Annotated in this window: 14 protein-coding genes and 1 riboswitch; of the genes, 2 read left to right on the top strand and 12 right to left on the bottom strand. The window is 61.6% G+C overall.

The genetic code is table 11. From position 1 onward, the window contains the following. Nucleotides 1-2: 2 nt before the first annotated feature. From cobC to cobO, 9 genes are all read right to left on the bottom strand, one after another. Nucleotides 3-578 (bottom strand): alpha-ribazole phosphatase family protein, encoded by a 576-nt coding sequence (gene cobC / locus D882_RS0106280; protein WP_027922447.1) that lies wholly within the window; start codon nucleotides 576-578, stop codon nucleotides 3-5. Beyond that, nucleotides 575-1,630 carry a nicotinate-nucleotide--dimethylbenzimidazole phosphoribosyltransferase gene (cobT, locus tag D882_RS0106275; protein ID WP_027922446.1) on the bottom strand — a complete coding sequence of 352 codons (1,056 nt, stop codon included), beginning with the start codon at nucleotides 1,628-1,630 and terminating at the stop codon, nucleotides 575-577. Before cobT ends, cobC begins: the two co-directional genes overlap by 4 nt. Further along, nucleotides 1,627-2,148, bottom strand: a complete 522-nt coding sequence (gene cobU / locus D882_RS0106270) for a bifunctional adenosylcobinamide kinase/adenosylcobinamide-phosphate guanylyltransferase (RefSeq protein ID WP_027922445.1) — start codon at nucleotides 2,146-2,148, stop codon at nucleotides 1,627-1,629. Before cobU ends, cobT begins: the two co-directional genes overlap by 4 nt. 147 nt (nucleotides 2,149-2,295) lie before the next feature. Further along, on the bottom strand, nucleotides 2,296-3,747 hold the full coding sequence (locus D882_RS0106265; RefSeq protein WP_027922444.1) for a cobyric acid synthase: 1,452 nt from the start codon (nucleotides 3,745-3,747) through the stop codon (nucleotides 2,296-2,298). Then, entirely contained in the window at nucleotides 3,744-4,736 is a 993-nt protein-coding gene (gene cobD, locus D882_RS0106260) for a threonine-phosphate decarboxylase CobD (RefSeq protein WP_027922443.1), read from the bottom strand. The genes D882_RS0106265 and cobD overlap by 4 nt, the downstream gene beginning before the upstream one ends. Beyond that, a complete protein-coding gene (gene cbiB, locus D882_RS0106255; protein ID WP_027922442.1) occupies nucleotides 4,729-5,637 on the bottom strand; it encodes an adenosylcobinamide-phosphate synthase CbiB in 909 nt (302 codons plus the stop codon). The genes cobD and cbiB overlap by 8 nt, the downstream gene beginning before the upstream one ends. Then, a complete protein-coding gene (gene bluB, locus D882_RS0106250; RefSeq protein ID WP_027922441.1) occupies nucleotides 5,634-6,284 on the bottom strand; it encodes a 5,6-dimethylbenzimidazole synthase in 651 nt (216 codons plus the stop codon). Before bluB ends, cbiB begins: the two co-directional genes overlap by 4 nt. Then, on the bottom strand, nucleotides 6,281-7,663 hold the full coding sequence (locus tag D882_RS0106245; RefSeq protein ID WP_027922440.1) for a cobyrinate a,c-diamide synthase: 1,383 nt from the start codon (nucleotides 7,661-7,663) through the stop codon (nucleotides 6,281-6,283). Before D882_RS0106245 ends, bluB begins: the two co-directional genes overlap by 4 nt. After that, complete coding sequence (gene cobO / locus D882_RS0106240; RefSeq protein ID WP_027922439.1) at nucleotides 7,660-8,271, bottom strand: cob(I)yrinic acid a,c-diamide adenosyltransferase; 612 nt, start codon at nucleotides 8,269-8,271, stop codon at nucleotides 7,660-7,662. Before cobO ends, D882_RS0106245 begins: the two co-directional genes overlap by 4 nt. An 80-nt stretch (nucleotides 8,272-8,351) precedes the next feature. Then, a riboswitch (cobalamin riboswitch) is annotated at nucleotides 8,352-8,586 on the bottom strand. 155 nt (nucleotides 8,587-8,741) lie between these two features. On the opposite strand from cobO, the gene D882_RS0106230 reads away from it, so the two are divergent. Together D882_RS0106230 and D882_RS0106225 are read left to right on the top strand one after the other, a co-directional pair. Beyond that, entirely contained in the window at nucleotides 8,742-9,326 is a 585-nt protein-coding gene (locus tag D882_RS0106230) for a hypothetical protein (protein ID WP_027922438.1), read from the top strand. Between the two features lie 68 nt (nucleotides 9,327-9,394). Further along, complete coding sequence (locus tag D882_RS0106225; RefSeq protein WP_027922437.1) at nucleotides 9,395-10,708, top strand: sorbosone dehydrogenase family protein; 1,314 nt, start codon at nucleotides 9,395-9,397, stop codon at nucleotides 10,706-10,708. Between the two features lie 123 nt (nucleotides 10,709-10,831). Here D882_RS0106225 and D882_RS0106220 read toward each other — a convergent pair whose 3' ends face one another. The 3 genes from D882_RS0106220 to hda all read right to left on the bottom strand — a co-directional run bounded on the left by D882_RS0106220 (nucleotide 10,832) and on the right by hda (nucleotide 13,079). Then, nucleotides 10,832-11,368 (bottom strand): C40 family peptidase, encoded by a 537-nt coding sequence (locus D882_RS0106220; protein WP_027922436.1) that lies wholly within the window; start codon nucleotides 11,366-11,368, stop codon nucleotides 10,832-10,834. Between the two features lie 165 nt (nucleotides 11,369-11,533). Then, nucleotides 11,534-12,160 carry a C40 family peptidase gene (locus D882_RS0106215; protein ID WP_027922435.1) on the bottom strand — a complete coding sequence of 209 codons (627 nt, stop codon included), beginning with the start codon at nucleotides 12,158-12,160 and terminating at the stop codon, nucleotides 11,534-11,536. Between the two features lie 214 nt (nucleotides 12,161-12,374). Next, nucleotides 12,375-13,079: a DnaA regulatory inactivator Hda gene (gene hda / locus D882_RS0106210; RefSeq protein WP_010456804.1), complete on the bottom strand. Its 705-nt coding sequence runs from the start codon at nucleotides 13,077-13,079 to the stop codon at nucleotides 12,375-12,377. Between the last annotated feature and the right edge of the window lie 130 nt (nucleotides 13,080-13,209).

Raw genomic sequence — 13,209 nt, 5'->3', positions numbered from 1 at the left:
GGTCAAATCGCTTCCTTGAGAATGACGCCGGGTTCGACACGCAATGAAAACAACGACCCATGACCGACTTCAACATTGAGCAACTGCTCACGCGGCATCCCCCGCGCTTGAGCCAGCAATAAACGCATGACCCCACCATGGCTGATCAACAGGACCCGCTCGCCCGCGTAAGCAATAACCAGTCGCTCAATGGCCGCCCGTACCCGAACGGAAAAGTCGGCCACCCGCTCGCCGCCCGGCGGCGTAAACGAATAGGGATCAGCCCAGAACAGCCCCAATGCCTCGGCATCGGTGTCCATCAACGCCGCTGCGCTCTGCCCTTCCCAGGCACCGAAGTGCAGTTCTTGCAGGTCTTTGTCCAACTGCACCGGCAAACCCAGTTGCACACCGAGCTCTTCAGCGAAACGCGCACAACGCTGCAACGGCGAACTGACCAATCGATCCCACGGCCCCTGCTCGATCACCGCCGCGCGCATCTGCGCCCAGCCTTTTTCGGTCAGCGCGTCATCGAGACTGCCACGCAATCCGCCACCGAGCTCGGTCTCGCCATGACGCAACAGGTCCAAGTGCAACGTCATGCCGGACGGTCCGCAACCGCCGCTTCGGCGAAGGTTGCCATCTGCCCGTGAAGGTCGCAGGCCAGACGCAACAACGGCACGGCCAATGCGGCACCGCTGCCCTCGCCCAGTCGTAAACCAAGGTCCAGCAACGGTTCCGCGTTCAGGGTTTCCAGCACATGACGATGACCCGGCTCGGCACCGCGATGGCCGAACAGCAGCCAGGCACGGCATTCAGGATTCAAGCGCACCGCCACCACTGCCGCGACGCTGCAAATAAACCCGTCGACCAGCACCGCCACGCCTTCTTGCGCACACGCCAGATAGGCCCCCACCAGCGCAGCAATTTCAAAACCACCCAGATTGAACAACGTCTGCAACGCGTCCTCGCGCTGCACACCGTGCAGCGCCAACGCGCGCTCGATGACCCGAGCCTTGTGGCTGACACCCGACACATCCAGACCGGTGCCCGGCCCGGCCAGATGCACCACCGGACAATCGAGCAAGGCACAGGCCAATGCACTGGCGGCGGTGGTGTTGCCGATGCCCATTTCGCCACCGATGTACAACTGCGCCCCGACGGCGATGGCACGCTGCACACTGTCGCGACCAGCCTGCAAGGCGAGTTCGCCCTGGGCCGTCGTCATGGCCGGGCCTTTGACGAAATTCGTCGTGCCGGGGCCAACGTTCAAGTGACGCACACCGGGTAGATTCAAGGTCGGGGTCACCGTGCCCAGATCCACCACTTCCAGGGAGGCGCCCAACTGCCGCGCCAACACGCTGATCGCTGCGCCGCCAGTGACGAAGTTGTGCAACATCTGCCCGGTGACTTCCTGAGGAAACGCCGACACGCCTTCAGCCACGACACCATGGTCACCGGCAAAAATCGCGATCCACAGATGGTCCAGGCTCGGCTTGACCTGCCCCTGTAACCCGGCCAATTGCACCGCCACCGATTCCAGTCGACCGAGGGAGCCGGCGGGTTTGGTCAGTTGCTGTTGACGCGCCTGCGCCTGTTCGACGGCTTGCGCATCGATCGGCTTGCACGGGTTCAGCCACCAGGATTGAGTCATAACGCAGTTCCTTTCAGAGTCAGGGGCAGGCCGGCGACGGTCAGGACGACGCGTTGGCAGCGCTCGGCCAGGGCTTGATGCAGCCAACCGGCTTCATCGACGTAGCGGCGAGTCAATTCGCCCAGCGGCACGACACCCATTCCGGTTTCGTTGCTGACAAAAATGATTTCACCCGGCAACGCGGCCAGGCAGTCCAGCAGGGCTTCACGTTCAGCGTTGAGGCGTTCGGTATCGTCGAGCATCAGCAGATTGGTCATCCACAGCGTCAGGCAATCCACCAGCAGGCAACGATTGGCACTGGCGGTTGCGCGCAGGACGCGGGCGAGCTCAATCGGTTCTTCGATCAATCCCCACTCGACGGGACGACGGGCGCGATGATGGGCGACGCGGTCGTTCATTTCGCCGTCCAGCGGTTGGCTGGTGGCGATGTAGGTCACGGCCAGCTGGCTGTCGGTGGCGAGTTTTTCGGCCAGTCGACTTTTGCCGGAGCGGGCGCCGCCGAGGATCAGTTGGAGCATGGTTCATTACCTTTTAATTGTCGGCGTGGCGACTGCCTCATCGTGGGCAAGCCCGCTCCCACAAGGATCGGGACTGTTCACAGTCTTGGGCACAAATACGGCCCCTGTGGGAGTGGGCTTGCCCGCGATGGCGGCCTCTAAGCCACCTCAAATCCCGCAGAGTTGACGCAGCAGCCCGGTATCCAGATGCTTCTCCACCAGATCCGCCAACCGTTCGATATCCCGCTCGCGCAATGCGTGGTAATCGACCTCCTGTACATTCTGCAACCCCGCCCAGCGCAGCAACGCACTGCACGCCGCCGGCGATTCAAACAAGCCATGCAGGTACGTGCCGAAAATCTGCCCATCCACACTTTGCGCGCCATCGCAGCGACCATCGTCCAACTGCACAGCGGCGTTTTCCAACGCCGGCCCGGTGGTCACGCCGGCATGAATTTCGTAGCCGCTGACAGCCGCATCTTCCAATGCCAGACGACCGCGCACATTGCGCAGTTGCTTCTCTTCTTCGAGCTGCGTTTCAAACGCCAGCAACCCCAGACCAGCGCTTGAGCCCGGTGCGCCTTCCAGGCCCAACGGGTCGTGTACGTGCTCGCCGAGCATTTGCAAACCACCGCAAATCCCGAGGACTTTGCCGCCGTAGCGCAGATGACGACTGATCGCCGAATCCCAGCCATTGGCCCGCAAATACGCGAGGTCGCTGCGTACGCTCTTCGAGCCGGGCAGGATGATCAGGTCGGCCGGCGGGATCGCCTGGCCGGGACCGATGAACTGCAGATCGACTTGCGGATGCAAACGCAGCGGATCGAAATCGGTGTGGTTGCTGATGCGCGGAAGCACCGGCACCACGACTTTCAGTACCTGGTCGGCCTTGTCAGTCTGGCGCTGATCGATGCCATCCTCAGCCTCAAGATGCAGATCCATCACATACGGCAGGACACCGATCACCGGTTTGCCGGTGCGCTCTTCGAGCCAGTCGAGACCGGGTTGAAGCAAGGCGATATCGCCGCGAAAACGATTGATGATGAAGCCCTTGATCCGTGCCTGCTCCGTCGGCGACAGCAACTCCAGCGTGCCCACCAGATGCGCGAACACCCCGCCGCGATTGATGTCGGCGATCAATACCACCGGGCAATCCACCGCTTCGGCAAAGCCCATGTTGGCGATATCGCCGGCCCGCAGATTGATCTCGGCGGGTGAGCCCGCGCCTTCGACCATCACCACCGGATAGGCCGCGCTCAAGCGTTCGTGAGAGGCCAGCACCGCTTGCATGGCGATGGTTTTGTAGTCGTGATAGGCAACCGCGTTCATGGTCGTGACCGCGCGCCCGTGAATGATCACTTGGGCGCCGGTGTCGCTGTTGGGTTTGAGCAGCACCGGGTTCATGTCGGTGTGCGGTTCAAGGTTGGCGGCCTGGGCCTGCACGGCTTGCGCACGACCGATCTCACCACCATCGGCCGTCACCGCGCTGTTGAGCGCCATGTTCTGCGGTTTGAACGGCACGACGTTTACGCCCTGGCGCACCACCCAGCGACACAGCGCCGTCACCAGCGTGCTTTTGCCGGCATCGGACGTGGTGCCCTGCACCATTAACGTGGTCATTGGGCTTCCTTGGCATAGGCTTCAAAGGCTTGCGCCAGGCGAGTCCAGTCCGCTTCGTCAGCGGGCAGACCCAAACGCAGGCTGCTGTTGTGTGGGAACAAGCGCAACAAGATGCCCTGACGGGCCATGAACTCATGCAACTGCTCGGCTTGATCGGTGATCAACCACTGGAACAAGGCACATCCGCCCTGCGGCTTGAACCCGAACTGCTCCAGCAGCCGCGCCAGACGTTCGCTGGCCTCTTCACTGCGCTGACGTTGGCGGACGTGACCTTCGGTGTCCAGCAGGCAGGTCCGACCAATCACTCGGGTCGGCCCACTGACCGCCCACGGCCCGACTTGCTCGGCGAGCAGTTTGAGCAGCTTGCGCTCCGCCAGCACGAAACCCAGCCGTACGCCGGCCAGACCAAAAAACTTGCCGAACGAACGCAACACAATCAAGCCGACCAGATGGGTAAACGGCGCCACACTCAACTGCGGCGTGTTGTCCATGAACGCCTCGTCCACCACCAGCCAGCCGCCACGCGAGGCCAGGCGAGTGTGCCAGTCGAGCAGCCGACTCGGGGTCAGGCTCAGGCCGGTCGGGTTGTTCGGGTTGACCACCACCAGCACGTCGAGGCTGTCGATAAAGAAGTCGACTTCCTGCTCCAGCACTTCACGCACGATATAGCCGCAGCGCCGCCAGGCTTCGGCGTGCTCGGCATAACACGGCGACAGCACGCCGACCTTGCCGGCACGGCGCAAACGCGGCAGCAACTGGATGGCCATTTGCGAACCGGCCACCGGCAGCACTTGTGCCGCGCTGTAATAGTCGCAGGCCGCCTGCTCCAGGCCGTCATCGGTTTCCGGCAAGCGTGCCCAGGCGCGCAGCGGGATGTCCGGGACCGGAAATGGCCAGGGCGCCAGGCCGCTGGACAGGTCGAGCCAATCGGCTTCTGCAATGCCGTATTCGAGCGCCGCCTTGCGCAACCGGCCACCGTGCTCAAGCATAGAATTCAGCCCCCACGCAGAGAATCAGCAACCATAACCATACCCCGCGCTGGACCAATTGCCAGCCGCGATCAATGGAGTCGGCATCCGCCGGCACACCTTCGCCCAGTTGCGGACGCTGATGCAGCTCGCCGTGATAAATCGCCGCCCCGCCCAACTCGACGCCTAATGCACCGGCGCCTGCCGCCATCACCGGGCCGGCATTCGGGCTGTCCCAGGTCGGGCCTTGGGTCCGCCAGCATTTCAACGCCAGCCGGGTTTTTCCCAACAGCGCGTAAGTCAACGCCACCAGCCGTGCAGGAATGTAATTGAGGACATCGTCGATCTTCGCCGCGGCCCAGCCGAAGCGTTCGAAGCGTTCGTTGCGATAGCCCCACATCGCATCCAACGTGTTGCTCAATCGGTAGAGCACCACGCCGGGCGCGCCGGCCACGGCAAACCAGAACAGTGCGGCGAACACGGCATCGCTGCCGTTCTCCAGCACCGACTCGGTGGCCGCGCGGGCGACTTCGGTTTTATCCAGTTCGCTGGTCTGGCGACTGACCAGATAACCGACACGCTTGCGCGCCTCGTCCAGGTCATCACTGCGCAGCGCCTTGGCCACCGGCTCGATGTGTTCGCCGAGGCTGCGCATGCCGAGGGCGCAGTACAGCGCGAGGATCTCGACAACCCAACCGACATAAGGCGCCCAGGACAATGCCGTGGCGAGCAAGGTCAGCGGCACCACCGCCATCACCCACGCGGTGACGCCATGGCTGCGCCAGCCGCGACCTTCCCCATTGAAACGTTGCTCGATGCGCTCGGCAAAACGACCGAACGCCACCAGCGGATGCCAGCGTTTGGGTTCACCCAGCAGCGCGTCCAGCGCCACGGCGGCGACACTCAATAACGCCACACTCATTGACTCACTCCCCAATAATTTTCGTACAGCAACTCACTGAGTGGACGCGCTTGCGCCCAGCCTTCGAGTACCAGCATCGGCGCCGGATAGAATTCCTTGACCGGGCCCAGGCAAAGTACCGCCAACGGCTTGGCCCCGGCCGGCAAACCCAGCAGGTCCGCCAGCGCTTGCGGCTCGAACAGCGACACCCAGCCCATGCCCAGACCTTCGGCGCGGGAGGCCAGCCAGAGGTTCTGGATCGCGCAGGACAACGAGGCCATGTCCATCTCCGGCAAGGTGCGACGGCCGAAGATGTGACGCTCGCGATCATCCATCAGCGCGGCGACCAGCACCTCGGCGCAGTCGTTGATGCCCTCGACCTTGAGCTTCATGAATTCGTCGGTGCGCTCGCCGAGGGCTTCGGCGGTGCGGATGCGTTCCTCCTCCACCAGCGACTGGATCTTGCCGCGCAGGGCTCGGTCGCTGATGCGAATGAAACGCCAGGGCTGCATCAGGCCGACGCTAGGCGCCTGGTGCGCGGCTTCGAGTAGGCGTCGCAACAGCTCGGGCTCGACCGTGCCGCCGCTGAAGTGACGCATGTCGCGGCGCTCGCCGATGGCGCGGTAGACCGCGGCGCGTTCGGCTTCGGAGAATGCGTTGTCAGTCATGGCCTCTTCGCGAGCAAGCTCGCTCCCACAGGGTTGAGGTGATCCAATGCAGGAGTGGGCCTGCTCGCGATGGCGTCCTGATGATCAGGCACGAACAGCGCGGCAACCGCCGATGGATTGGACGGAAAATAAAAGTGCACATAAGAAGCCGTCATCCGCCCCTCACGATAAACCGCCTCCGCCCCGCGCCCGCCATTCGGGCTCAGGCCACGCGCAATCGGCTCAAGCTCGGTACTGGTCAGCGAATGGTGATACGTGTGGCCACGCAACGAACCTTCCGGCAATTCCACTGCTTGCAACGCCAACGCGGCCAGACGCTTTTGCATCACCGCATCGCCCTTCAGCAAGCCCACCAGTTCGGCACGAGTGCCGTCGACATCGGTCAGCGAGTCGAGCAAATACAACATGCCGCCACACTCGGCCAACAGCGGTTTACCGGCCGCATGATGCGCGCGGATCGCGTCGAGCATCGGGGTGTTCTGCGACAGTGCGACATGGTGCAACTCCGGATAACCGCCCGGCAGATACAGGCTGTCTGCCTCGGGTAATTGGCGGTCACGAATCGGCGAGAAAAACCGCAACTCGGCGCCCATGGCTCGCAGTAAATCCAGGCTCGCGCCGTAGGTGAACGCAAACGCTTCATCACGGGCCACGGCAATTCGTACACCCGCGAGCAACGGCTCGGCAGGGATCACATCCGGGGCGGCAAATTCCACCGCAGGTGGTAGCGCCACCTCGCAACTGTTGGCCAACGCATCGGCCGCCGCATCCAGGCGCAGATCGAGGTCATTCAGCTCACTGGCCTGAACCAGGCCCAGATGACGGCTCGGCAATTCGATCCCGGTTTCCCGCGACAACGCGCCGTACCAGCGCAAGCCTTCGGTGAGGCTGCCTTCAAGCAGTTGCGCATGACGCAACGTGCCGACGCGATTGGCCAACACGCCGGCAAACGGCAAGTCCGGCTGATACTTCGCCAGGCCCAATGCCAACGCACCAAAGGTCTGCGCCATGGCGGTGCCGTCGATCACCGCGAGCACCGGCACACCAAAGTGCCGCGCCAGGTCGGCGCTGGACGGCGTGCCGTCGAACAAGCCCATGACGCCTTCGATGAGGATCAAGTCGGCTTCAGCGGCGGCTTCCCACAACAGTCGACGACTTTCCTGCTCGCCGACCATCCACATGTCCAGTTGATACACCGGCGCACCGCTGGCGCGTTCGAGAATCATCGGGTCGAGAAAGTCCGGGCCGCATTTGAATACGCGCACCTTGCGCCCCTGATTGCGATGCAAACGGGCCAGCGCGGCGGTGACGGTGGTCTTGCCCTGACCGGAGGCCGGCGCGGCAATCAGTACCGCCGGGCAATGACGAGGTTGACTCACAGCTCGACGCCTTTTTGCGCTTTGATCCCGGCCTGGAACGCGTGCTTGATCACACCCATTTCGGTGACGGTGTCGGCGAGCTCGATCATTTCCGGTTTGGCGCCACGACCGGTCACCACCACGTGCTGCATCGGCGGACGTGCCTGCAAATCGCTGAGCACTTGATCGAGGTCGAGGTAGCCGTGTTTGAGCGCAATGTTCAGTTCATCCAGCACCACCAGGCCGATGGACGGATCGCTGAGCAATTCACGGGACACCGCCCAAGCGGCTTCGGCGGCGGCAATGTCACGCTGGCGGTCCTGGGTTTCCCAGGTGAAGCCCTCGCCCATGACATGGAAGCGCACTTGCTCCGGGAAGCGACGGAAGAACAGCTCTTCGCCGGTGCTGTTACGGCCCTTGATGAACTGCACCACACCGCACTGCATGCCGTGGCCCATGGAGCGGGCGAGCATGCCGAACGCCGAACTGCTTTTGCCTTTGCCGTTGCCCGTCAGCACCAGCAGCAAGCCGCACTCGTTCGGGGAATTGGCAATGCGTTCGTCGATCACGGCTTTTTTGCGCTGCATGCGCGCCAAATGGCGTTCGTCACGATCTGGGGTATCGGTCATGGGGGAGCTCTCCGTTGAGGCTGGATAACGGCGGGCAGGCACAAGAATAGACGGCAAGAAGCCTGGCATCGCCCACCGTGATGCCGCTGGATGAATCAGGCCGGTCTCCGGGCTCATGAGCGGCTTTGGCCGGACTGCGCGCCTTCCCATGTCGACAACAGACACAGTGGCTCAAGGCGCAGTCTTCACTCATTTACCGTTGCGGGGGCAGCGCCGGGATCGTGACGCTTCGTCGCTTGACGATAGTCACTCACCGGCTTCCCTGTTTCACTCTGTCGGCCACTGCCACAGAGCACCTGAAACAAGCCGCGAAGGTTAGAGGGTTGGGGGTGGAGCGTCAAATGAAGACAAAGCCCCGGCGAGCGATATACTGCCGCCGCTCAATTTACTGACGCCAATCTTGCACCACACGGTCAGCAGTGATATCAAAGAGCCACAAACCCAACAACACAATTACAAGGGTGAGCAACATGCAAGGCATGATTATCAGCAATCCGAAGCTGGAATTCCTGCGACCGGTGCTGGAACGCTGGTTTGACTGTATCGACCGCTACAACTCGGTTCGCGGCGATAACGAAGCGCCTTACTGGCATGACGAAAAGGCTAACCTTGGCCTGCTCAATGCCGCTGCGTGGATGGCGGAAATGGTCACTCTGCAAAATACAACGACGCGTAAACAGAACGAAGAAGGCGAGCGCAATGCCCGTGCCGATCTGTTTATTGCGACTGCTGAAGAGCGCGCCTACTTTCAGGCCACTCAACGCTGGCCCAAGGTCAACAGCCTGAACCTGACCCAGGCGCTGCAAGACATCACCAGCGATGCCAAACGCATCAGCTACGCCAGCGACCTGAAACTCGGCTGCCTGTTCGTGGCTCCGCAAAAAGCCCAGCAGAGCGCGACCCCAGAAGAACTTCAGGACATGGTCGACGACCTGCAAAAGGAACACTGCTGCGCCGTGGCCTGGTACTTCCCTTACGCCTACCGCAAATTGCGCAATGAAGCCGGCAACTATCACCCCGGCATTGCGGTGCTGCTCAAGGAAGCTCGCGGCTGACCGGTTGAACCATCGCTCTGTTTAACTTCTCTATGAATTAAGACACTGCATTCATAGGGAAGACCAGCATGCGCAAACCCCCGCTCGTTCTCGTCATCGTGCTCGCCGGAGGGCTTGCCGCCTGTGGTGAAACCTCCAGCCTGCAAGTCTCCGACGGCACCGGCCCGTCACCCAAGTTGCCCGAACCGAATAAAACCCTGATCCCGACGGTGAACATCGCCCCGGCGGTCGGCTGGCCGGCCGGCGCGAAACCCACCGCTGCCGCCGGCACCCAAGTGGCGGCCTTCGCTGAAGACCTCGATCACCCGCGCTGGCTCTACGTGCTGCCCAACGGTGACGTGCTGGTGGCCGAAACCAACGCGCCAGCCAAACCCGATGACGGCAAAGGGATTCGTGGCTGGGTCATGAAGAAAACCATGGGCCGCGCCGGCGCCGCCGTCCCCAGCCCGAATCGCATCACGCTGCTGCGAGACAAGGACCATGACGGCATCGCCGAAACCCGCACGGTGTTCCTGGAAAATCTCAATTCACCATTCGGCATGACGCTGGTCGGCAGTGACCTGTACGTGGCCGACACCGACCGCTTGTTGCGCTTTCACTATGAAAGCGGCGACACCGCGATCAAGTCGCCGCCGATCAAGGTGGTCGATCTGCCGGGGGGCACGCTGAATCATCACTGGACCAAAAACGTCATCGCCAGCAAGGACGGCAGCAAGCTGTACGTCACGGTGGGCTCAAACAGCAACGTCGGTGAAAACGGCCTGGACAAGGAAGAAGGCCGCGCGGCGATCTGGGAAGTGGACCGCGCCACCGGTAATCACCGGATATTCGCCTCAGGCATTCGCAACCCCAACGGCCTGGCTTGGGAGCCTCGCAGCGGCGCGCTGTGGACCGCAGTCAACGAGCGGGACGAGATCGGCAGCGACCTGGTGCCGGACTACATTACTTCGGTCAAGGATGGCGCGTTCTACGGCTGGCCATTCAGCTATTACGGCCAGCACGTCGACATTCGCGTCGAACCGCAAAACCCGGACCTGGTGGCCAAGGCCATTGCACCGGACTACGCGGTCGGCCCGCACACCGCCTCGCTGGGCCTGACGTTCGCTGAAGGCAACACCTTGCCCGCGCAATTCAAGGAAGGCGCCTTCATTGGCCAGCACGGCTCGTGGAATCGCAATCCGCATAGTGGCTATAAGGTGATTTTCGTGCCGTTCTCGGGTGGCAAACCGACCGGGCAACCGGTGGATGTGCTGACGGGATTCCTCAATAAGGACGAGGACGCCATGGGCCGTCCAGTGGGCGTGGTGATTGATCAGCAGGGAGGCTTGCTGGTGGCGGATGATGTAGGGAACAAGGTGTGGCGCGTGTCTGCAACCCAATAACCGCAACCCCCAATCCCCCGCAGGAGCGAGCCTGCTCGCGATAGCGTTGGATCTGTCACGCTGATGTTGGCTGACTCACCGCTATCGCGAGCAGGCTCACTCCTACAGGGGTACAGCGGTGTGTCAGGGGTTACGCGCCAGGTGCTCAGGCTGCAGAACGCGCTTGGCGCTCAGGTACGCCTTCTGCCAATAAGCCTTGGACAGACTGTCGAGCTTCACCGTGCCGCCCGTGGCTGGGGCATGAACGAAGCGCCCTTCGCCGACGTAAATCCCGGCATGGCTGACCTGAGAGCCGCCATTGGTGGCGAAGAAAATCAGGTCACCGGTTTGCAAACCTTCCTTGCCCACGTTGGCCGCTTGCATGCTGATCATTTCGCGCGTGGTGCGCGGCAGGGAAATGCCGGCGGCATCCCGATAGACGTAACCGATCAGCCCACTGCAATCGAACCCCGAATCGGGGGTATTGCCGCCCCAGCGGTAAGGTGTGCCCACGAGCCCCAACGCACGGAACAATACCTCTTCCGCTTCGGGCGAGAATGCTTGAGAAGAACCAAAGACGATGGGCGCGCGAACCACCGGCGCAGGAGGCGGTGTGCGGCTGGCGCAGGCACTGAGCAGCGCTGCGAAGAACATGAGTGCGAGGCGGGCCGACATCGTCATAAGCAGAACATCCTGATCTGGCTGCGGCTTTTTCTGCCAGGAAGACAGAAAAGAAAACCGCCTGCGTTGGACGCAGGCGGTTTGCCATCAATATTAGATCTGGATTCTAGCGGCTATGCGGCAAAGTTCAAGTAAGACTTTAACTTCACCTTACAAGTTGTAGGTTTACTTGCGAGCGGTGACCACAGTCGGGGCCATTGCAAGAGCGCGCTTGGCCTCGATGAAGGTTTTGCTCCAGTAGCTGTCGCCCAGGCTATCGACCCGGACACCACCGCTTTTGCGGCTGCTGGAGTGGATGAACTGGTTGTCACCCAGGTAGATCCCGGCGTGACTGACGCGACCACGACGACCGTTGGTGGCGAAGAACAGCAGGTCGCCCGGCTTCAGCGCGCTGCGAGCTACCAGAGGTGCGTCCACGTTGATCATTTCGCGAGTGGAGCGTGGCAGGTTCATGCCCGCCTCTTCACGGAACAGATAACCGATGAAGCCGCTGCAATCGAAACCGGCTTCAGAGGTACCGCCGAAACGGTAACGGGTACCGATCAGGGACATGCCACGTTCGAGGATGCTGTCGGCCAGAACCGGAAGCTGGTACGACTTGCCGTCGGCGAAGTCAGCCAGTTCTTTATCGGTGGCCAGCTCTTCCTGGAAAAGAACGGAAGAGGATTGCGCGGTAACTGAATTTTTAACCTGCTGTTGTTGCTCTTGCTGGGACACTGGAGAGTGAGCAGCGCAACCGAACAACAGGGTGACGAGTGCGAGAGGCACGAGGGGTGCGAAGCGCTTTAGCATGGGCACGACCGTGGCTGATAGTTGTAAAGAAGTCGAGACTATGCCCGCTATCATCCTCATTTGCAAATTCAATCGAACTTTATGTGACTTATCGGTTTCTCGTTAACATCTAAGCGCTTAAGCCCACTTTAGACGCTTGCGCCGCCTGCAACCCTGTAGGAAAGCGCATTTCCTGGCGCCTGAAATATGCCGAAACCCCTGCCAGGCTTAGGTTTTACCAGCCCAGCGTTTCTTTCAGGAAGGGAATGGTCAGCTTGCGCTGAGCTTGAAGAGAGGCCTGATCGAGGCGTTCAAGCAGCTCGAACAGCGCACTCATGCTGCGAGTACCGCGGGTCAAAATAAAATGCCCGACTTCATCGGTCAGGTGCAGGCCACGACGCGACGCACGCAACTGCAAGGCACGTAATTTGTCTTCGTCGGAGAGCGGCCGCATCTGAAAGATCAGGGCCAGGGTCAAGCGCGATTTCAAGTCCGCCAGCTTCACCGGCAGTTCACGCGGCGAGGTCGACGCGGCGATCAGCAGGCGCCGACCGCTATCGCGCAGGCGATTGAACAGATGGAACAGCGCCTCTTCCCAATCCGCCCGACCGGCAACCGCCTGCAAATCATCCAGACAGACCAGTTCGTATTGTTCGAGGTTATCGAGAATCGAGATGCCACGGTCCAGCAGTTCGGCCAATGGCAGGTAAACCGCCGGCTCCCCCAACTGCTCGAAGCGCAGGCAGGCCGCTTGCAACAAGTGCGTACGCCCTACCCCGTCCTTGCCCCAGAGATAAATCAGGCTTTCGGTCCATCCGGCGTCGGCTTCGCATAGCCGCTCGACATAGCCGAGTGCAGCGGCATTGGCGCCTGGGTAGTAATTGATAAAGGTAGCGTCGTCACGCAGACGCACACCTAGGGGCAGCTGAATCGGTTTCATGCTGACTGAACAGTTCCAAAGGAACCGTTAGTGGCCTCTGTGTAAAGTTTGCGAAGTTTATACCCGTGACGCTGGTCGCACAATGCGACAGACCACAAGCAAAATCAAAGGTTTGCGTTAACGCACTGGT

Source organism: Pseudomonas sp. URMO17WK12:I12 (assembly GCF_000514395.1).
Classification (GTDB): Bacteria; Pseudomonadota; Gammaproteobacteria; order Pseudomonadales; family Pseudomonadaceae; genus Aquipseudomonas; species Aquipseudomonas mucoides.
This window is presented reverse-complemented; position numbering and strand designations above follow the sequence as displayed.

Bases quoted from the DNA above. Each gene is read 5' to 3' on its own strand.
- cbiB (WP_027922442.1), bottom strand. From the start codon at position 5,637: ATGAGTGTGGCGTTATTGAGTGTCGCCGCCGTGGCGCTGGACGCGCTG.
- D882_RS0106215 (WP_027922435.1), bottom strand. From the start codon at position 12,160: ATGCTAAAGCGCTTCGCACCCCTCGTGCCTCTCGCACTCGTCACCCTG.
- cobU (WP_027922445.1), bottom strand. From the start codon at position 2,148: ATGCTCCAACTGATCCTCGGCGGCGCCCGCTCCGGCAAAAGTCGACTG.
- hda (WP_010456804.1), bottom strand. From the start codon at position 13,079: ATGAAACCGATTCAGCTGCCCCTAGGTGTGCGTCTGCGTGACGACGCT.
- D882_RS0106220 (WP_027922436.1), bottom strand. From the start codon at position 11,368: ATGACGATGTCGGCCCGCCTCGCACTCATGTTCTTCGCAGCGCTGCTC.
- cobT (WP_027922446.1), bottom strand. From the start codon at position 1,630: ATGACTCAATCCTGGTGGCTGAACCCGTGCAAGCCGATCGATGCGCAA.
- cobO (WP_027922439.1), bottom strand. From the start codon at position 8,271: ATGACCGATACCCCAGATCGTGACGAACGCCATTTGGCGCGCATGCAG.
- D882_RS0106265 (WP_027922444.1), bottom strand. From the start codon at position 3,747: ATGACCACGTTAATGGTGCAGGGCACCACGTCCGATGCCGGCAAAAGC.
- cobD (WP_027922443.1), bottom strand. From the start codon at position 4,736: ATGCTTGAGCACGGTGGCCGGTTGCGCAAGGCGGCGCTCGAATACGGC.
- bluB (WP_027922441.1), bottom strand. From the start codon at position 6,284: ATGACTGACAACGCATTCTCCGAAGCCGAACGCGCCGCGGTCTACCGC.
- D882_RS0106230 (WP_027922438.1), top strand. From the start codon at position 8,742: ATGCAAGGCATGATTATCAGCAATCCGAAGCTGGAATTCCTGCGACCG.
- cobC (WP_027922447.1), bottom strand. From the start codon at position 578: ATGACGTTGCACTTGGACCTGTTGCGTCATGGCGAGACCGAGCTCGGT.
- D882_RS0106225 (WP_027922437.1), top strand. From the start codon at position 9,395: ATGCGCAAACCCCCGCTCGTTCTCGTCATCGTGCTCGCCGGAGGGCTT.